This is a genomic window from Polaromonas sp. (assembly GCF_030680935.1).
Lineage (GTDB): Bacteria > Pseudomonadota > Gammaproteobacteria > Burkholderiales > Burkholderiaceae_C > Polaromonas.
In genome coordinates, this window is sequence record NZ_JAUXUP010000025.1 from 28,169 (window position 1) to 46,968 (window position 18,800).

An 18,800-nucleotide genomic window follows, 5' to 3' on the forward strand; every position below is an offset into this window, starting at 1 on the left:
TCCCTGACGCGAAAAGCCAGCGGGCGAACATCGCGCAGCTGCGAGATGCTATCAAATGAATAGCCGGTTCCGCTGCAGGGGAAAGGGCTTGGAGCCCGAGTTCATACGTGAATGTGGCGCAAAACCGGTCCACACAAACAAAAAGACAGGCGCTGGGCCTGTCTCAGGGGGCGGCGCAGGCTTATTTCTTCTTGACGATGCCGGCCTTGACCTGGCTGGCCGCCCATTTGCCTGCAAAGGCCTGCACGTCGTTCATGCGTTTGAGCAGGTCGGTACCGAGCGCAGTGACGATGTAGCCGTCACTGCCGTGGCCCATGAGCCCGGCGGCGCGTAACTCCTTGATGCGGGTGTTCAGTGTGTTGGGGGTGATGCTGCCAATGCTGTCCTGAAGCAGCCGGAAGGTTTGCGGATGACCGTCTTTCAAAGCCCACAACACGCGCAGCGCGTAGCGTGATTCAAGCAGTTCAAACAGCTGGCCGATGGCGGCATTTTCTTTGGCACTCATGGGGGACATCTCCTGGTCACGTTTTTGTCACAGTTAATCGGTAGGCAATCACTTAGCCGAAATATAGCGCAAATTCTGCGCTGCTACTGCTTTTATAGCTGACAGCGCCCGCTGGTTGTAGCTTGACGGCCAAAAGGGCTTGAAAATTAGCGGCGGATAGGCTAGCGCCCGAACTGCCAGGAGTCAGAGATAAACCTTCTGCAGCAACCGGATCAGGGTTTTGGACTCGCTGGCGGACAGCCTGGAGGCCACTTCGGCCTCCAGCGAAGCCGCTGTGGACTCTGCGTCGCGCATGAGTTTTTTGCCGCCGGCCGTCAGGTGCAGGCCCATGGCCCGGCCGTCGCGCGGATGCGGCTGGCGCAGCACCAGCTTGCGCTTTTCCAGGCTGTTGATCATGGCCACCAGGTTGGGGGGCTGGATGCCCAGGGCAGTGCACAACTGGCGCGAGGTGATGCCGGGGTTGTGCGTGATCAGCGACAGCACCGAAAAATCGACCGGTCGCAAACCGTACGGGGCCATGCGCACCATGAAAACCTCAATCACCGACAGCGCCGCGCGCCGCGCGTTGTAACCCAGCAGGCTCTCCAGGTAGCTCGTGTCTACCCGCTCGACGGCGGCGGTCACAGGGGGCGGTGCAGATTTTGGAAGGTCTCGGGCGCTCACGGGCAGCTTGCAGGAGTTGGTGTAGGTCTGGCAACTGTATCAGCGTGTCGCGCAGGCGAAGCAGGGCTGCGACGGGCTTGTCGCCGGACCTGTGTTCGGGGTGGGCATGGGATGGCTGCCCCGGGTCGCTGGGCGTAGCGACCCGGGGTTTGCGGTTCGCCGCCCTACTGGCAGGTGAAGCTGGCCGCTTCGTTGATATCGCCAGAGCCGTTGTATCGCGCCTGCTTCGGATACGGGCACAAGGGGCGGCTGCGCGGTTTGCCCATGCTGGTCCACGCCACCGGCACGTCGGGGTTGATGCCCGGGCGAGAGGTGGCGATGACCTGGGTCGGCGCCTCGCCTTTTTCCACCCAGTGGACCAAGGCACTCAGCATGTCGAACTGCTCGGTGGCGGGGCCACCCTGACAATGGTTCATGCCAGGCACGGGGAACAGGCGCGCAAAACTGGCGGCGTTTCCAGCGTGGTTTTTGTCCAGGGCTTCGTACCAGTTGCGGGTGTCGTTGAATGAAAACACCGGGTCACTGGTGCCGTGGTAGACGATCATCTTGCCGCCTTTGGACTTGAAGGCCGAGAGCCGGGTGGCGTTGGGCGGCGTCATGAACTGCATGGCCGATTCCTGGAATATCCCGCTGCTTGCAAAAATCATCGCGGCATCGGTGTCAAAGTTGTAGTCGAGCAAGGATTTGATCAGCGCCCCAGGAATGCCGGCGACTGGCTTGGGCGGCGTTGAGAAGGTGTAGGCCACCGAGCCCGCACCCAGGGCCCCGATGATGGGCAGGCCGGCAATCGGGCCGTGCAGCTTCCAGGAGCGCCAGCTGCCAAAGCCGGCTTGCGCAGCGCCGATGCCAGCGTCCCAGGGCCAGTCGCTGTAGAGCTGCTGGCCCTTGCTGTTGACCGGACCGGCAAAGACTTTTTGCAGGGCCGTGACCTGGGGCTGGCTCAGGCACTGCGCGGTCTTGTCATTCGTGCACTGCAATGTCTTGATGTCGAAAGCCTTCTGGCAGGCCGGCAGGTTGTCCACCATACCGTCGGCCAGACCGTCCAGTGCATCACATTTGTCCAGCACCCTGTCGGCGACGAGTTTCATGTCGGCGGGCGGGAACGCTGCCTTGATGTCGGGGTTGACAGCGCTGAAGGCCTGGATGTCCCAGGCGTGCTGCACTGCGGCCTTGGGCAGGTTAAAACCCGGGTTGCCGGCGATCACGCCGTCAAACTGGTCGGCATAACGCGCCGCCGCCACCATGGCGTGACGCCCGCCGTTCGAGCAGCCCATCATGTACGAGGTATTGGGGCCCTGGCCGTAGTGCGTGGCGATCAATTTTTTTGCCATGGGCGCCAAAGCGCCGTTGGCCTGGTAGCCATAGTCCAGCCTGGCCTGCGGGTCCAGGCCGAACAGGTTGCCGCCGACCAGGCCGGCGCTGGCCGCAGGCTCAGCCGTGTGCCCGGCGTCGCTGGACAGTACGGCAAAGCCCTGCATCAGCGCATTGGTGGTGGCGCCGCCGGACACGACATTGCCAAAGGCCGGCTGCACCACGCCGTCGGCACCGCCATTGGCCTGCAGCAAAAAGCGCCCGGACCAGCTGGCGGGCAAACGCATCTCGAAACCGATGGCGTAAGGCTTGCCGTCCGCGCCGGTGCGTTCGTGCATGCGGCCGCTGACCTTGCAGTGCGCCGGCATGGGGTAGGGCTGGGCCATGCCGCTCACCGTGAGGCCGGCGGGCACCGATTCGGTCGCCGTGATGCGCGTGCCATCTGCTATGAATTTGGTAGCTAGTTGCGCGCAATCGACGGGGACCAGGGCCAATTTTGGCTCTGAAGTTGTGCATGCGACGAGAAGAGTCGCCGCCACGCTGCACGCCGCCGCACGGATGAATTTGTTCATGAAGGTCTCCTGATCAGGACATGCCGGTAAAACCGATGTGCTTGACCAGGGGCCCCCAGCGAAAATAGGCGTCGCGCTGGCTCTTGTCCATCTCGCGCACCGTGGACCCGGCAGGTGCCAGCCCGAAGGTTCCCAGGCTGCTGATGACCGTGGGGTTTTTCAGCGTCGCGTTGATCGCCGCATTGGCGCTGTTGATGATGCTGGACGGCGTTTTGGCCGGTGCATAAAAACCAAACCATTCCTCGGTCGTCAGCTCGGAGAAGCCCTGCTCGGCAAACGTAGGTACTTCAGGTGAGAATGGCGAACGGGTTGGGCCTGAAGTGGCGATGATCCGGATTTTGCCGGCCTTGTGGTTGGCCAGAAAGTCCCCACTGGGGGTGAACATTGACGCCAGCTGGCTGCCCAGCATGTCAGTCACGCCAGGCACCGACCCGCGGTAAGGCACATGGGTCAGCGGCACACCGGTGTAGCTGCTCAGCAGGGCGCCCAGAAAATGGGGCAGGGAGCCAGCCGCCGGCGAGCCGTAACTGGCCTTGTCCGGGTTGGCCTTGCACCACGCCACATAGTCCCTGACATTTTTGACCGTGGCGGGAACCATGGGTCCGACCGCGAGCCCGTGGTGCATGACCGCAGCGATGGACACCGGCATCAGGTCGGTGAACGGGTCGTAGCTGAGTTTGCTGTAAATGTGCGGGTACACCGAGGTGCAGGAAAAAGGTGTGAGCAGCAAGGTGCGGCCGTCCGGGGCGGCGTTTTTGACGGTCTCGCAGGCAATGCGACCGCCAGCGCCTGGCTTGTTTTCCACCACCGCAGCGTTGGGGGTGTAGCTGCTGCCGCGCAGTTGCTCACCGATGCGCCGGCTGGTGGCGTCAGCGGTTCCCCCGGCCGGGAAGCCGTTGATGATTTTGACCTGATCAACGCCCTGGGCTCGGGCGATCAGGGGTGAAAGTGTGCCCAGTGCAGCAAGCGCACTGGCAGACTGGACAAAATGGCGGCGTGTGGTCATGGTGTGTCTCCGTTGACGTTGGCGGGTGAAGTGATTGGGATCAGGACTCTGCGGTGAAGCCGATTTGTTTGATCAGGCGGCGCCACTCTTCGCCGTCGGCCTTGAGCAGGTCACCTAGCACTTGCGGCGAGGACGAGCCGACTTCCATGCCGACCTGCGCCATGCTGGAGATGAGATCCTGCTGGGACAGGGCGGTCTGCATGTAGGCAGCTGCGCGGCGCACGGTTTGCGCGCTGGCCTTGCCGGGCAGAAAAACGCCATACCACTCGCGCACGGTGATCGGAATGCCCTGCTGGCGATAGGTGGGCACATCCGGCACAAAGGGGCTGCGGTTGATACCCGATATCGCCAGCAAACGAAGCTTTCCGCTTTTGAGGTAGGGCAGGTAGTCGCCGATCGGCGAGGACATGGCCGAAATCTGGCCGCCCAGCAGGTCCTGAATGCCAGGCGCCGAACCGCGGTAGGGGATGTGGCGCAGGTCGGTGCCCAGCAGCTTGTTCATCAGCGCGACGATCAGGTGTGGCATGGAACCGGCCCCCGGTGAGCCGTAGTTCGCCTTGGTCGGATTCGCCTTGGCCCAGGCCATGAAATCCTTCAGGGTCCTGACACTTTCGGGCACGGCCGGGCCGACGCCGAAAGCGTGGTTGAAATAGCAAGCCAGCGAGACCGGCGCCACATCTTCAGCCGGTTTGTAGGGCAGCTTGGGGTAAACAAAGGGGTAGATCGACAGCATCGAAGAAGGCGTCAGCAGCAGGGCGCTGCCGTCGGCCGGGCTGTCCCTGAGCGCGGTGACACCGATCTGGCCACCAGCGCCCGGCTTGTTTTCGACCACCACGTTGGTGGCGTAGTTGCCGCGCAGCTTGTCGGCCAGTCGGCGCGACATCGCGTCGCTGGTGCCGCCCGGCGGAAAGCCGCAGATGATCTTGGCCAGCTCCGGGCTGCTTTGTGCCTGCGCTGACAGCGGCAGGCCCAGGCCTGCAAGGGCGGCGGCACCGAGGGTGTGGGTGAATTGGCGGCGTGTGGTCATGTTGTGTCTCCTGATGGTGGGTGAACTCAGCAATCGGCGTGAAAATCTGGAGGCTGCTGCTACTGCGCTTCAGCGCGGTGCCATGCGAAGTGCGCCGTCGAGGCGGATGACTTCACCGTTGAGGTGGGTGTTGGTCACGATATGGCATGCGAGCTGGGCAAACTCTTCCGGTTTACCAAGGCGCGGGGGAAAGGGAATCGATGCGGCCAATGATTGCTGCACCTGCTCGGGCAACTGCTTCATCAGGGGCGTGGAGAACAGGCCGGGCGCGATGGTGCAGACGCGGATACCGTGTTGTGCCAGATCGCGCGCCATCGGCAGGGTCATGCCAACCAGTCCGCCTTTGGATGCGCTGTAGGCCTGCTGGCCGACCTGACCGTCAAACGCGGCCACCGAAGCCGTGAACATCATCACGCCGCGCTCGCCGTCGGCCAAAGGCGTGAGCTTCACACACTCAGCGGCAAACAGCCGGCTGATGTTGTAACTGCCAATCAGGTTGACCTGGATGACCCTGGCAAAATCTTCGAGCGGCGCGGCATTGCCGTCTTTGCCGACCACACGTTTGGCCGAGCCTATGCCGGCAATATTCATCAGGATACGGGCCGGGCCGTGGGCGGCCGTGGCCTTTGCCAGCGCGGCGATCACGCTGTCGGTGATGGTGATGTCGCACTGGCAGGCCACACCACCGATGTCGGCGGCCACCTTTTCGGCCAGCGCCATGTTGACGTCCAGCACAGCCACTTTGGCGCCCAGGCGGGCCAGCTCGCGTGCGACGGCCTCACCCAGGCCGGAGGCGCCACCGGTGACCAGCGCAGTCTGTCCCGTGATGTTCATTTTTTCTCCTGCGGCTGGATGGTGAAAGTCAGCGTGCCCTGATGCATCGCATCGGCAAGCGCCTCGCGGTGTTTCAGCACGGCGCGTTGATTGATGGAGCCCTTGTCGGTCACTTCGCCCTTGTCAATCGACGGAGGCTCGGCCATCAGGTGCAGCCGCGCCACGCGGCTGGCACTGCCAGTGGCGTCTTCGGCAAGTGTGTTGACCACCTTTTGAAAATGGGCCTGCACCGCTGCGCTTTCCAGCACCTGCTGCATGGGCGTGTTGTCGGGCAGGGCGCCGAGTTTGCGCACCATCTGGGTTGGGAAGATCAGCGCGCCGACCTCCTTGAGGTTCAGGCCGGTGATGACGGCGTCCTGCACATAGGGCGCACCGGCCGCGATGATTTTTGCGCGCAGCGGGCCGACACTGACAAAGGTACCTGTGGCCAGCTTGAAGTCTTCTGCAATGCGCCCATCAAAACGCAGCCCCTGGTGCTGGTCGGCCGGGTCAATCCACAGCACCGCATCGCCGGTTGAGAAAAAACCTTCCTCGTCAAAACTCTCATTGCTTGCGTCCGGGTTGCGCCAGTAGCCCGGTGCAATGTTGGGCCCCTTGTATCGGATCTCTGTCTTGCCATCGACCGGCACCAGCTTGAGCTCCAGGCCCGGGGTAGGCACACCCAGGTAACCGGCCTTGACGTTCGGATTGGTGACAAACACTGCAAAAGGGGAAGACTCGGTCATACCCAGTCCTGTGCCCATGACAATGCGCTCGCCGATCTCCCGCTCCTGGCTTTCGTGCAGCGCGTCCCATACCGGCTGGGCCAGCGCAGCGCCGGCGTAAAAGAACATCTTGACGCGTGACAGCAGGTTCTTGCGCAAGGCATCGTCGGTTTTCATGGCACTGGCGATGGCCTCAAAACCAGTGGGCACGTTGAAATAAAGCGTGGGTGCGATTTCGCGCAGGTTGCGCAAAGTTTCAGCCATCAGTGCGGGGGTGGGCTTGCCATCGTCGATGTACAGGGTGCCGCCGTTGTACAGGGTCAGCCCGACGTTGTGGTTGCCGCCGAAGGTGTGGTTCCACGGCAGCCAGTCCACCAGCACCGGGGGGCCTTCAGTCAGCACCGGCATCGACTGGCGCATCTGCTGCTGATTGGCGCACCACATGCGGTGTGTGTTGATCACCGCCTTGGGCATTTTGGTCGAGCCGGACGTGAAAAGGAACTTGGCAATCGTGTCCGGGCCAGTGGCTTGCATCGCGGCATCGATTGCCGGCGTCGGAAGGGTGGTGAGCAGGGAGGCCAGGGAGCTTGAAGGCCGACCCGGCAGCGTACCCTCGTGCAACACCACTTCCACATCGGAGCCGACCGTGGCTTCAATCGCCTTGCCGTAGCGGTTTGCGTCACTGGCAAACACCAGGCCCGGTGTCAGCGTTTGCAAAATGTGCCGCAGCTTGTCGTAGTCCTGGCTGACCAGGCAGTAGGCCGGTGATGCAGGGCAATACGGAACGCCTGCATACAGGCAAGCCAGCGCAAGCTGCGCATGCTCCAGGCCGTTTTCGCTGAGGATCACTACCGGGCGCTCGGCGTTCAAGCCCCGGTCCAGCAGCGCCTGGCCGAGGGCTCTTGCGCCCGCCAGCGCGTTGCCGTAACTCAGGTGTTGCCAGTCACCGGTGCCGCCGTCGGCGTTGCGCTGCCGCCTGGCCATCAAACTGCGCTCCGGCACGGTGGTGGCCCAGTACAGAAAACGGTCTGTGATTCGGGCTGCATAGTCACCCAGGGGCTGGTCGGCCCGGATGTACTGTGTGCCGCCGTGGCCGTCCCGCACGGCGACACGCGTGACGCCAAAGGTCAGGGGCCGGTAGCGGGGGCTGGGGTTTGTCTCGCTCATGTTTTTTCTTGGCTGTGTGACATCAGTCTTTGCTGACTTTGTTGGCCTTGCCTTCAAGAAAGGCCCTGACCCGCGTTTTGGCTTCTGGCGCGCTTTGCGCAATGGCCGCCATCAGCGCCTCGGTGAAAAAGCCCTGATCGGCAGGTTGCTCGGCGATACGCGGCAACGCGTGCATCAGCGCGTAGTTGGTCAGCGGCGCGTTTGCGGCCACACGTTCGGCCAGTGCCAGGGCCTTTTCAAACGCCTGGCCTTCAGGCACCAGGTATTGGGCAAAACCGGCACGTTCCCCATCTTCAGCGTTGTACACGCGACCGGTCAGCATCATGTCGGTCATGCGGGCCACGCCGATCAGTTTGGGGATACGCACCGAGCCGCCGCCGCCGACAAAAATGCCGCGTGAACCCTCAGGCAGTGCATAAAACGCAGACTTGTCGGCCACGCGGATATGGCATGCGCTGGCCAGCTCAAGACCGCCGCCGACCACCGCGCCGTGCAGCGCGGCAATCACCGGCACCGGGCCGTATTGCACCTGCTCCAGCGCGGCATGCCACATGCGTGAATGGAGCATGCCCTGACCGGCATCGCGTTCCTGCAATTCGCCCAGATCGAGCCCGGCACAAAAATGGGCACCTTCGCCGTGAATGACGGCTGCGCGTACGCTGGCCGGCATGTTCTGGAAAATGTCGCGCAGCGACAGGACCAGCGCGTCGTTCACGGCGTTGCGCTTGGCAGGACGGCTAAGGCGCACCACAGCAATCTCCTGGTGTTTGCCGGCAAATTCGAGCTGGATGTCTTTGGAAGGGGTTTTCAGGGTCATGATCAGGTTTGCAAAGTGAGTGAATTATTGTTATAAATGATAACCAATTCAATCGAATTTCAAACTGATTTATCAGTGTTAACCCGCATGCGATCGAAAAAATCCGGTCGCACCAGGAGACAAACATGGACTACGAAAACCTCATCGCCATTGATATCCACACCCACGCCGAAGTGAGCTGCTGGAACCCGTTTGACAACTACGGCGAGGAGTACGACCGCGCCGCCGACAAGTACTTCAAGAATGGCCGCAGGCCGACCATTGAACAAACCATTGCCTACTACCGCGAACGCAAGATCGGCCTGATCATGTTCACGGTAGATGCCGAGACGCAAATGGGCAGGCGCCGCATTCCCAACGAGGAAATCGCTGAGGCCGCGCAAAAGAACAGCGACATGATGATGGCCTTTGCGAGCATCGATCCGCACAAGGGAAAAATGGGCGCGCGTGAAGCGGAGCGGCTGATCAAGGACTACGGCGTCAAGGGCTTCAAGTTCCATCCCACGGTGCAGGGCTTTCACCCTTACGACAAGATGGCCTGGCCGATTTACGAAGTGATCAATGCCTACAAGCTGCCAACCATTTTTCACACCGGGCACAGCGGCATAGGCAGTGGCATGCGTTGCGGCGGTGGCCTGCGGCTGGAGTATTCCAACCCCATGCACCTGGACGATGTGGCCATCGACTTCCCCGACATGCAGATCGTCATGGCGCACCCCAGCTTCCCGTGGCAGGACGAGGCGCTCAGCGTGGCAACCCACAAACCCAATGTCTGGATTGACCTGTCGGGCTGGAGTCCGAAGTATTTCCCCAAGCAACTGGTGCAGTACGCCAATACGCTGCTGAAAGACCGCATCCTCTTCGGAAGCGATTACCCCTTGATCACGCCGGATCGCTGGATGAAGGATTTTGAAGACGCAGGCTTCAAGCCCGAGGTGATGCCAGGCATCCTGAAAGGCAATGCGATGCGCCTGCTAGGGCTCGGGCAACCTGCAACGCCATGAGCGTGCGCGCTTTTCGTGACCTGGCCGACATCCAGGCGCTGGAAGCCACGCCTTACGACCAGGCGATCCCGGCGCTAACGACCTACGGCCTGATCGCACATGCGGCGCAGCGTTTTGCCGACCGTGATGCTTTTCGCTACCTGCCCAGCGGCGATTTGCAGCAGCCGGCGCAGCCCGTGCGTTACCGCCAGTTGCTGGCGCAGATGCACCGCGCCGCCAACCTGTTTCGTGCCATGGGTGTGGGCCCTGACGATGCCGTGGCCATCCTCGCGCCCAACATTCCCGAGACGCAGTTTGCGCTCTGGGGTGCGCAGCTCGCCTGCAAGGCCTGTCCGATCAACTACCTGCTGCAACCCGAGCACATCGCGGCCCTGCTGGCTGCGTCGGGCGCCAAGGTGCTGGTGGCGCTCGGGCCCAACAGCGAATTGTCTTTGTGGCCCACGGTTGAAAAAGCGCTGGCTTTGCGCCCCTTGCCGGTGCTGCAAATCCGTGTGGGCAAAGAGGTCGCCCCCGGCGTGCCGGTGTTTCAGGATGCTCTGGTCCGCCAAAGCGATGTGCTGGCTTTTGACCCCAAGCTCACGCCCGGGCGTATCGCCGCCTGTTTTCACACTGGTGGCACCACGGGCGCGCCCAAGCTGGCGCAACACACCCATGGCAACGAGGCCCACACCGGCTGGTTCGCCCACTATTTTTATGGCTTTGATGAACACACGGTAGAGCTCAACGGTTTTCCGCTGTTCCATGTGGCCGGGGCGTTTGTTTACGGCCTGTCCCTGCTGGCCATAGGCGCCACCCAGGTGCTGCCCACGCTCAGCGGTATGCGCAACCCGGCGTTCACCCGCAACTACTGGAAGTTCTGCCAGCGTGAACGCGTGACCGCTCTGGCCTGTGTGCCGACCATTCTGGCCACGCTGGTGAATCTGCCGGTGGACGCGGACATTTCTTCGATCCAGGTGGCCTACACCGGCGGCTCGCCCTTGCCCGCAGAGCTGGCGGCGCAGTTTGAGCGCAAGCCGGGTATTGCGGTACGCAACATCCTGGGCATGACCGAGTGCGCCGGGCTGGTGTCGATAGAGCCGGCCACTGCCCCGCGCGTTCCGGGTTCGACAGGCCTGCGCCTGCCCTACACCGAAGTTCGCGCCGTGCCCTGGCAGGGTGGGGCGGCGCAGCTCGATAAAAGCTGCGCAACCGGCGAAACCGGCGTGCTGGTTCTGCGCGGCCCGCATGTGAGCCCGGGTTACACCGATGCCGCGCGCAACACCGGCATGTTCGACGGCCCCTGGCTGATCTCGGGCGATCTCGGGCATCTGGACGCGCAGGGTTATATCCACATCACCGGCCGTGCCAAGGATGTGATCATTCGCGGCTCGCACAACATTGATCCGGGCCTGGTGGAAGACGCTTTCCTGGCGCATCCGGCGGTTGCCTTGTGTGCGGTGGTCGGTGAGCCTGACGCCTATGCGGGCGAGCTGCCAGTGGCATTCGTCACGCTCAAACCCGGCGCCGTCTGCGATCCGGCCACGCTGCTCGCCGAGGTGGCCCCGCAGGTTTATGAGCGGCCCGCCACACCGAAGCGTGTGACCATCATTGCTGAAATGCCGCTGACCGCCATCGGCAAAATCTACAAGCCGGCGCTGCGCCTGCGCGCCCTCGAAAACAAGCTTGCCGAGATGCTGGCCGATGTGCCCGGTGTCACCGTGCGGGGACAAGAGCGCGGCGGCAGCCTGAGCGCCGTGGTGCGCATGGCCACGCCGCTGGACGCTGCCGCGGTTCAAGGCCTGCGCGAGCGCCTGGCGGCCATTGCCGTGCCGATCGAGTTTTTTGCTGCTGCGGCCTGAGCGCCTACCAGCCGCCGCAGGCCAGCCACTCTTCTGCAAGCTCCAGCGTCTGCACGCCCCAGAAGGGCTCACCGTCAATGACCACCGTGGGCGAGCCAAAAATGCCGGCCTTCAGCGAGGCGTCTACCGCGCTGCGTAGCCATGGCGAAGCCTCGGGGCTGTTGATGCCTTCCTGCAGGCGCTGACTGTCCAGTCCGTCGGGCAAGGCGATGGATGCCAGGGCTTCGGCACTCGAAAGGTCGCGGCCTTCGGCCCAGTAGGCGTGGTAAATGGAGTGGGCCAGGCGCGCTGCCAGTTCCGGGTGTTGCTGCTTGACCCAGTGAAAGGCGCGGCCCGCCGCGCGCGGGTCCATGACCGGGTCGTCCAGCTTGCGCTGCATCTGCACACCATGGCGCCGCATGTAGCGCAGCGCATCGCGCCGGATGTAGTCGCCCTTGAGCGGCGTATCGAGCAGGGGCTTGAGGCCCATCACCTTGAGCACCGAGACACCCAGAAGCATTGCGTGCCAGTCAACCCGGCGGCCGTGCCGCGCCGCGATCTCTTCAATCCGCAGCGAGGCGAAGTAGCCGAAGGGCGAGATAAAGTCAAAGTAGAAGTGCAGGGGCGCGGGTGGAGCGGTCATGACGCTAGCGTAGCCTATGCGTCCGCCGCTCAGGAACGGATGGAAACAGCGGCTCCACCGCGTGACGATTCCATCATGGCTTCAATCAGCCGCTGCACCTGCAAGGCGGAACGGCCGGTGATGGCCGGCTCTGTATCACTGCGGATGGCGGCCACAAAATCCAGCAGCACCGCACGGTGAAAGGCGTGGTCGAAAGCCATGATGTTGGCGCCCGAGCCCGTCGGCTGCTTGAGCCCGGCCTGGATTTTCCGCCCGTCCATCCATTCGGCGCGCAGCTCGCCAGCTTCCAGCGTGGCGCTACCCAGCGAAAAGTTCAGCGCGATGCGTTCCGGAAAACCGGGGTAGGCCGCGGTCGTTGCATCGATGTTGCCGATGGCTCCGTTCGGATAATGCAGCACAGCCGCCACGGTGTCTTCACATTCCATCCGGTGCGCGGCGCTGGTGCTTGCCATCGCCACAACCTTGTCCGGCATGCCGGTCAGGCAAAGCAGCAAATCCAGCGTATGGATGGCCTGCGTCATCAGCACGCCGCCGCCGTCGCGCGCCATGGTGCCCCTGCCGGGCTCGTCGTAATAGCTCTGCGGGCGCCACCAGCGGATGCTGGCCGATGCGCTGTGCAGTTGGCCGAGGGCGCCATCCTTGATCAACCGGGCCAGTGCCAGTGAAGCTTCGCGCATGCGGTGCTGCAGCATCACGGCAAGCTTCACGCCGCCTTGCTCGCAGAGCTTCACCATCTGCCCGGCTTTCTCAAGGCTGATGTCCAGCGGCTTTTCGACCAGCACATGTTTGCCAGCCTGCGCCAGCCGCTGCACGATTTCCAGATGGGTGTTGGGCGGTGTCAGCACCAGCACAGCCTGGATCGTCGTGTCTTCAAGAATGTCTTCAAGGCGGGTGCTGGTGGGCGTGCCTGCTGGCAGGCTCAAGGCCGCCAGCTTGGCCGGGTGACGTGCCACCACCAGCGCCAGTTCCAGCTGGTCGCCCAGGTCCCGCAGGCTTTGTAAATGGGGTGCCGACGCTTGCCCGGCCCCCACCACAGCAATGCGCATCCTGTCGGCCGCAGCCTTACTCATCTTTTGATTGATCGGTCATCGTACAACTTGGGAGATTGCTCCTGTCGCGAAAGTCCCCGAACAGGTAGAGCCGGGTCAGGCCTCATGGGCGCCCTGGCCGGTGCCTGTTGTCTCGGCGGCTTGCCCTTTGCGCAGGCGCTCGCGACTGTTGGAAAGATGGGTGCGCATGGCCGCCCTGGCCGCTTCCGGGTCCTGGCTGCGGATGGCGTTGTAAATGTTTTCGTGCTCGCCGTTGACGCGCTGCAGGTAACGTAGCCGGCCCTCCGGGGCGCTTTGTGGCGTATTCACACGGGTACGCGGAATGATCATGGTGCCGAGATAGGTCATCAGGTCGGCAAAGTGCCGGTTGCCGGTGGCGCGGGCGACTTCCATGTGGAACTGAAAGTCGGGCGGCACCGCATCGGAGTCGGCATGGATGGAGTCCTGAAAAGCGTGTAACGCTGTGGCCATGGCCTCCAGATTCTCATTGGTTCTCCTCTGGGCCGCAAGGCCGGCGGCTTCTGTCTCCAGGCTGATGCGCAGCTCCAGAACGGAAATGACATCGGCCACGGTGGCAAAGTCCGCGGCCGCGATCTTGAAGTTGCCGGCGTCCCGATTGGTGATGACAAAGGTGCCAATGCCGTGCCGTGTCTCGACCAGTCCAGAGGCCTGCAGCCTGGAGAGGGCCTCGCGGACGACGGTTCGACTGACATCAAAACGGACCATGATTTCCGCTTCGGTCGGCAGCTTGTCGCCAGGCAGAAGCTGCCCTTCGCGGATGCTGGAGGCCAGGCCTTCAACAATTTCGGTGACCAGCCCGCGCGGCCGACGGGCACGCGGTACATCGTCAAGAGGACCGGGCGTTATATGAGATGTCATCGTGGGTAGGGGTCTAGGGGTTTGCCTTGGGAGGGTACAAAACTCTTGACAGCTTTGGCGGGCGCATTAAAATTAAGTCATCAGACAACGTACAACTTAATGTTAGCTGCTTAAGTGCACTCTAGCAAGCGTGAAGTCAAAGACCCGCCTTCGGCACATGTTGTCAGGGCCATTTTCTACCAGAGACAAGCCATGGGCATTCAGCTGCACGAGAAACTGCTTTTGACCGGCGCAGCCGGCGGGCTGGGTCAAGCTTTGAGGCAGCGCCTCAAAGCCAACTGCAAAGTGTTGCGCCTGTCTGACCGTGTCGACTTTGGGGCAGCGGGCGCCGGCGAAGAGGTGGTGTTGGCTGATCTGGCCGATGCCGCAGCCGTTGATGTGATGGTCCGGGGCGTGCAGGCCATTGTTCACCTCGGTGGGGTGTCGGTTGAGGGCCCGTTTGGCCCCATCCTGCAAGCCAACATCCTGGGCCTTTACAACCTGTATGAAGCGGCGCGTAAGCACGGCGTCAAACGGGTGGTGTTCGCCAGCTCCAACCATGTCACCGGTTTTTATCGCCAGAGTGAAACCATCACGGTCGATGCGCCACCGCGCCCTGACGGACTGTATGGCGTGAGCAAGGCCTTTGGCGAAGACCTGTCGCGCTTTTATTTTGACCGCTATGGCATTGAAACAGCCTGTGTGCGTATTGGGTCTTCGTTTCCCGAGCCCAAAGACCGGCGCATGCTCGCGACCTGGCTCAGTTTTGACGACCTGCACCGCCTGATCACCGCCTGCCTGAGCACGCCCGTGCTGGGGCACAGCATCGTGTTCGGCATGTCCGACAACGCTGTCACCTGGTGGGACAACAGCGGCGCCCGGCATATCGGGTTTGCGCCGCAGGACAGCTCAGACATCTTTCGCGAGGCGGTGTACGCACGGACCTCGGCGCCTGATCTGACCGACCCCGCCGTCCAGTTTCAGGGCGGCGCGTTTGTCAAAGCCGGCCCTTTTGCTGACTGATCCGATGAAACCGCATGCAGAACTCCTGCTGGATTGCCGCAACGCGACCGGCGAAAGCCCCGTCTGGCATGGGGGCGAGCAGGCGCTGTACTGGGTTGATATTCCGGCGCGCAAGCTCTGCCGCTGGCAGGCCGGCACAGGCGGGTTCACGCACTGGGAGGCGCCCGAAATGCTGGGTTGCATCGCACCGGGCGCCCGTTCCGGCCGCTGGGTGGCCGGCATGGAAAGCGGCCTGTTTGAGTTGCAGACACAGCCCGACGGTCAACTGCACAGCCAGTTGCTGGCGCCTGTGGAGCATGCCCAGCCCGGCATGCGTTTCAACGACGGACGTTGCGACCGGCAAGGGCGCTTTCGGGCGGGCACCATGGTGATGAACATGGGGCTGGCGTCGCCTGCCGGGGCCTTGTACGGCCTGGACCAGGAGGGCGACCTGAAGAAAATTCTGGACGGCTTCATCACCCCCAATGGCCTGGGCTTCAGCCCGGATGGCCGCACCGTGTATATCTCGGACTCCCACCCGTCGGTGCAGATGATCTGGGCTTTTGATTACGACACGGCCACCGGCACACCTTCAAATCGCCGGGTGTTTGTGGACATGAACCCGCTGCCGGGCCGGCCCGACGGCGCGGCTGTGGATGAAGACGGCTGCTACTGGATATGCGCCAACGACGCCGGGCTGGTGCATCGCTTCACACCCGACGGGCAACTGGACCGTTCATTGGCCGTCCCCGTCAAGAAACCCGCCATGTGCGCTTTCGGTGGCAGCGGGCTGGACACCCTGTTCGTGACATCGATTCGCCCTGACGGCGTCGATCTGTCCGATCAGCCCCTGGCCGGCGGCCTCTTTTCCCTGCAACCCGGCGTGCGCGGCTTGCCCGAACCTGAATTTGCCTTTCCCGTGTGATTTTCCCCCTGCCATTTCCCTGAGCTCAAACCACCCCTAGAGGAGACAACCGTGAACTTTCGCAGAACTTTTATCGTCAGTGCCACTGCCGCCATCGCGGCAGCGGTGTTTTCCGTGGCCTTGCCACTGCACGCTCAGACCGTACTGAAGGCGGCCGACGTGCATCCGCCAGGCTACCCCAATGTGGTGGCCATCGAAAATCTTGGCAAGAAGCTTGAAGTCGCGACCAACGGCAAATACAAGTTGCAGATGTACCCCGCCGGCGTGCTGGGCAGCGAGAAAGAAATGATCGAGCAGGCACAGATAGGTGCGCTGCAGATTGCCCGCATCTCCCTGGGCCCCATGGGCCCGGTGGTGCCCGACGTCAACGTCTTCAACATGCCCTTCGTCTTCCGTGACGAGGCCCACATGCGTGCCGTGATCGACGGCCCGATTGGCCGCGAACTGCTGGACAAGATCACCGCCAGCCCGGCCCGCCTGGTGGCACTGGGCTGGATGGACAGCGGCTCGCGCAGCCTCTACACCAAGAAAGAGATCAAGTCCCCCGCGGACCTGAAGGGCCTGAAAATCCGCGTGATGGGCAACCCGCTGTTCGTGGACACCATGAACGCCATGGGCGGCAACGGCATCACCATGGGCCACAACGACACCTTCAGCGCGCTGCAGACCGGCGTGGTGGACGGGGCCGAGAACAACCCGCCCACGCTGTTTACCGCCAACCACTACACCACCGGCGTGAAGTACTACACCCAGACCACCCACCTGATCATTCCGGAAATTTTCGTGATGTCCAAGGTCACCTGGGACAAGATGAGCAAGGACGAGCAGGCCCTGGTAACAAAGTTCTCGCGCGAGGCGCAGATGGAGCAGCGGGCCCTGTGGGACAAGAGCGTGGATGAATACAGCGCCAAGCTCAAGGCCTCGGGCATCACCTTTGTCACTGTTGACAAAAAGCCCTTCTACGACGCAACCGCCCCGGTGCGGGCCAAGCACGGTGCGCAGTATGCGGACCTGATCAAGCGCATCGAAGCCGTCAAGTAAAGCCAAAAGCCTTAGCGCCGCGTCATCATGAACAACACGATTTCTCGCCTCCTGGACGGCGTGTACCTGGCCTGCATCTGGGTGGCCGGGCTGTCCATCTTTCTGATGAGCCTGATCATCCCGTGGGGCGTTTTCGCGCGCTACGTGCTGGGTACGGGTTCGCACTGGCCCGAACCTGTCGCCGTGTTGCTGATGGTGACCTTCACCTTCGTTGGCGCCGCGGCGGCCTACCGTGCGGGCGCCCACATTGCCGTGGGCATGCTGACCGACCGCCTGCCGGAGTCCGCGCAATTGGTTTGCGCGCGGCTGGTCGACCTGCTGATGGTGGCCATCTGCCTGTTTGTGATCGTCTGGGGCGGCAAGCTGGTCGGTGAGACCATGAACCAGTCGCTGGCCGACATGCCCTGGCTGCCGGTGGGCCTGACCTACCTGCCGCTGCCCCTGGGGAGTTTGCTGACGCTCGTGTTTGTGCTGGAGAAAGCCTTTATGGGCAGCCAGCACCAGCGGCCTGTTGTTTGTTTTGACCATGAGGCGGCCGGCCCGTCAGCAGAGGCGGTTTGAGATGGATGCATTGATACTCCTGGGCAGTTTTGTGCTGCTCATGCTGATTGGCATGCCCGTGGCCTACGCGCTGGGCCTGGCGGCACTCGTGGGCGCCTTATGGATTGACTTGCCGCTGGACGGCGTGATGATCCAGATCGCCAGCGGGGTCAACAAGTTTTCGCTGCTGGCCATCCCGTGTTTTGTGCTGGCCGGGGCCATCATGGCCGAAGGCGGCATGGCGCGCCGGCTGGTGGCGTTTGCCGGTGTGCTGGTCGGTTTTGTGCGCGGCGGCCTGTCGCTGGTCAACATCCTGGCGTCCACTTTTTTTGGTGCCATTTCGGGCTCGTCGGTGGCGGACACCGCCTCCATCGGTTCCGTGCTGATTCCGACCATGGAAAAAGAAGGTTATCCGCGCGACTTTTCCACGGCTGTCACCGTCAGCGGTTCCGTGCAGGCCATCCTGATTCCGCCCAGCCATAACGCAGTGATCTATTCCATGGCCGCGGGCGGCTCGGTATCGGTCGCGGCGCTGTTCATGGCGGGTGTGTTCCCCGGCCTGTTGCTGGGCCTGAGCCTGGCGGTGTACTGTCTGTACGTGGCGCGCAAGCGCAACTTTCCCAAGGGCAGGCTCATCCCTTTGCGCGAGGCACTGCGCATCTGCGGTGATGCCCTGTGGGGCTTGATGACCATGTTCATCATCCTGGGCGGCATCATGTCGGGCGTATTCACGGCCACAGAGTCGGCGTCCATCGCGGTGGTTTGGGCATTTTTTGTCACCATGTTCATCTACCGGGACTACAAGTGGGGCGACTTGCCCAAGCTCATGCACCGCACCGTCAAGACGGTGTGTATCGTGATGATCCTGATCGGTTTTGCGGCCAGCTTTGGCTACATCATGACCTTGATGCAGATCCCCATGAAGATCACCACGGCCTTCACCACGCTGAGCGACAACCGCTACGTGATCCTCGCCATGATCAACATCATGCTGCTGGCGCTGGGCACGCTGATGGACATGGCGCCGCTGATCCTGATCCTCACGCCCATCCTGCTGCCAGTGGTCAAGGCCATTGGCGTGGACCCGGTGCACTTCGGCATGATCATGATGGTCAACCTGGGCATAGGCCTGATCACACCGCCCGTGGGCGCGGTGCTGTTTGTGGGCAGCGCGGTGGCCAAGCTGCGCATCGAGCAGGTCGTGCGGGCCATGGGCCCGTTCTTCGTGATCCTGCTGTTTGTGCTGGTGCTGGTCACCTATGTGCCCGCCATTTCGATGTGGCTGCCGCGCGCGGTGGGCGTCTGAAGTTCAAGC

Annotated in this window: 18 protein-coding genes; 7 read left to right on the forward strand and 11 right to left on the reverse strand. The window is 62.7% G+C overall.

The window, feature by feature from the left end:
* Positions 1-181 precede the first annotated feature (181 nt).
* From Q8L50_RS06745 to Q8L50_RS06780, 8 genes are all read right to left on the reverse strand, one after another.
* A complete protein-coding gene (locus tag Q8L50_RS06745) occupies positions 182-505 on the reverse strand; it encodes a helix-turn-helix domain-containing protein (RefSeq protein WP_305347894.1) in 324 nt (107 codons plus the stop codon).
* 183 nt (positions 506-688) lie between these two features.
* Positions 689-1,129, reverse strand: a complete 441-nt coding sequence (locus Q8L50_RS06750) for a MarR family winged helix-turn-helix transcriptional regulator (RefSeq protein WP_305347895.1) — start codon at positions 1,127-1,129, stop codon at positions 689-691.
* A 203-nt stretch (positions 1,130-1,332) separates the two neighbouring features.
* On the reverse strand, positions 1,333-3,051 hold the full coding sequence (locus Q8L50_RS06755; protein WP_305347896.1) for a tannase/feruloyl esterase family alpha/beta hydrolase: 1,719 nt from the start codon (positions 3,049-3,051) through the stop codon (positions 1,333-1,335).
* A 13-nt stretch (positions 3,052-3,064) separates the two neighbouring features.
* The gene (locus tag Q8L50_RS06760) at positions 3,065-4,057 is read right to left on the reverse strand and encodes a Bug family tripartite tricarboxylate transporter substrate binding protein (RefSeq protein WP_305347897.1); all 993 of its coding nucleotides are present in this window, start codon (positions 4,055-4,057) and stop codon (positions 3,065-3,067) included.
* Positions 4,058-4,097: 40 nt separating this feature from the next.
* The gene (locus tag Q8L50_RS06765) at positions 4,098-5,084 is read right to left on the reverse strand and encodes a Bug family tripartite tricarboxylate transporter substrate binding protein (protein WP_305347898.1); all 987 of its coding nucleotides are present in this window, start codon (positions 5,082-5,084) and stop codon (positions 4,098-4,100) included.
* Positions 5,085-5,153: 69 nt separating this feature from the next.
* Positions 5,154-5,918 carry an SDR family NAD(P)-dependent oxidoreductase gene (locus Q8L50_RS06770; RefSeq protein WP_305347899.1) on the reverse strand — a complete coding sequence of 255 codons (765 nt, stop codon included), beginning with the start codon at positions 5,916-5,918 and terminating at the stop codon, positions 5,154-5,156.
* Entirely contained in the window at positions 5,915-7,789 is a 1,875-nt protein-coding gene (locus Q8L50_RS06775; RefSeq protein ID WP_305347900.1) for a feruloyl-CoA synthase, read from the reverse strand. Before Q8L50_RS06775 ends, Q8L50_RS06770 begins: the two co-directional genes overlap by 4 nt.
* Before the next feature lie 22 nt (positions 7,790-7,811).
* Positions 7,812-8,606: a crotonase/enoyl-CoA hydratase family protein gene (locus Q8L50_RS06780; RefSeq protein ID WP_305347901.1), complete on the reverse strand. Its 795-nt coding sequence runs from the start codon at positions 8,604-8,606 to the stop codon at positions 7,812-7,814.
* A 125-nt stretch (positions 8,607-8,731) separates the two neighbouring features.
* On the opposite strand from Q8L50_RS06780, the gene Q8L50_RS06785 reads away from it, so the two are divergent.
* Together Q8L50_RS06785 and Q8L50_RS06790 are read left to right on the forward strand one after the other, a co-directional pair.
* Positions 8,732-9,610 (forward strand): amidohydrolase family protein, encoded by an 879-nt coding sequence (locus Q8L50_RS06785; protein ID WP_305347902.1) that lies wholly within the window; start codon positions 8,732-8,734, stop codon positions 9,608-9,610.
* On the forward strand, positions 9,607-11,448 hold the full coding sequence (locus tag Q8L50_RS06790) for an AMP-binding protein (RefSeq protein WP_305347903.1): 1,842 nt from the start codon (positions 9,607-9,609) through the stop codon (positions 11,446-11,448). The genes Q8L50_RS06785 and Q8L50_RS06790 overlap by 4 nt, the downstream gene beginning before the upstream one ends.
* Positions 11,449-11,452: 4 nt before the next feature.
* On the opposite strand, the gene Q8L50_RS06795 is transcribed toward Q8L50_RS06790, so the two are convergent.
* The 3 genes from Q8L50_RS06795 to Q8L50_RS06805 all read right to left on the reverse strand — a co-directional run bounded on the left by Q8L50_RS06795 (position 11,453) and on the right by Q8L50_RS06805 (position 13,998).
* Positions 11,453-12,070: a 2-hydroxychromene-2-carboxylate isomerase gene (locus tag Q8L50_RS06795; RefSeq protein ID WP_305347904.1), complete on the reverse strand. Its 618-nt coding sequence runs from the start codon at positions 12,068-12,070 to the stop codon at positions 11,453-11,455.
* Positions 12,071-12,099: 29 nt separating this feature from the next.
* A complete protein-coding gene (locus Q8L50_RS06800) occupies positions 12,100-13,140 on the reverse strand; it encodes a Gfo/Idh/MocA family protein (RefSeq protein ID WP_305347905.1) in 1,041 nt (346 codons plus the stop codon).
* A gap of 75 nt (positions 13,141-13,215) precedes the next feature.
* On the reverse strand, positions 13,216-13,998 hold the full coding sequence (locus Q8L50_RS06805; RefSeq protein ID WP_305347906.1) for a FadR/GntR family transcriptional regulator: 783 nt from the start codon (positions 13,996-13,998) through the stop codon (positions 13,216-13,218).
* A gap of 192 nt (positions 13,999-14,190) precedes the next feature.
* Between Q8L50_RS06805 and Q8L50_RS06810 the strand changes: the two genes are divergently transcribed.
* The 5 genes from Q8L50_RS06810 to Q8L50_RS06830 are packed head-to-tail and all read left to right on the forward strand — an operon-like array spanning position 14,191 to position 18,791.
* Positions 14,191-15,000: an NAD(P)-dependent oxidoreductase gene (locus Q8L50_RS06810; RefSeq protein WP_305347907.1), complete on the forward strand. Its 810-nt coding sequence runs from the start codon at positions 14,191-14,193 to the stop codon at positions 14,998-15,000.
* Positions 15,001-15,004: 4 nt separating this feature from the next.
* Positions 15,005-15,904, forward strand: coding sequence for an SMP-30/gluconolactonase/LRE family protein (locus Q8L50_RS06815; RefSeq protein ID WP_305347908.1), 900 nt, complete (start codon positions 15,005-15,007; stop codon positions 15,902-15,904).
* A 51-nt stretch (positions 15,905-15,955) separates the two neighbouring features.
* Entirely contained in the window at positions 15,956-16,945 is a 990-nt protein-coding gene (locus Q8L50_RS06820) for a TRAP transporter substrate-binding protein (RefSeq protein ID WP_305347909.1), read from the forward strand.
* A 27-nt stretch (positions 16,946-16,972) separates the two neighbouring features.
* Positions 16,973-17,506 carry a TRAP transporter small permease gene (locus Q8L50_RS06825; RefSeq protein ID WP_305347910.1) on the forward strand — a complete coding sequence of 178 codons (534 nt, stop codon included), beginning with the start codon at positions 16,973-16,975 and terminating at the stop codon, positions 17,504-17,506.
* A gap of 1 nt (position 17,507) precedes the next feature.
* On the forward strand, positions 17,508-18,791 hold the full coding sequence (locus Q8L50_RS06830; protein ID WP_305347911.1) for a TRAP transporter large permease: 1,284 nt from the start codon (positions 17,508-17,510) through the stop codon (positions 18,789-18,791).
* Positions 18,792-18,800 lie beyond the last annotated feature (9 nt).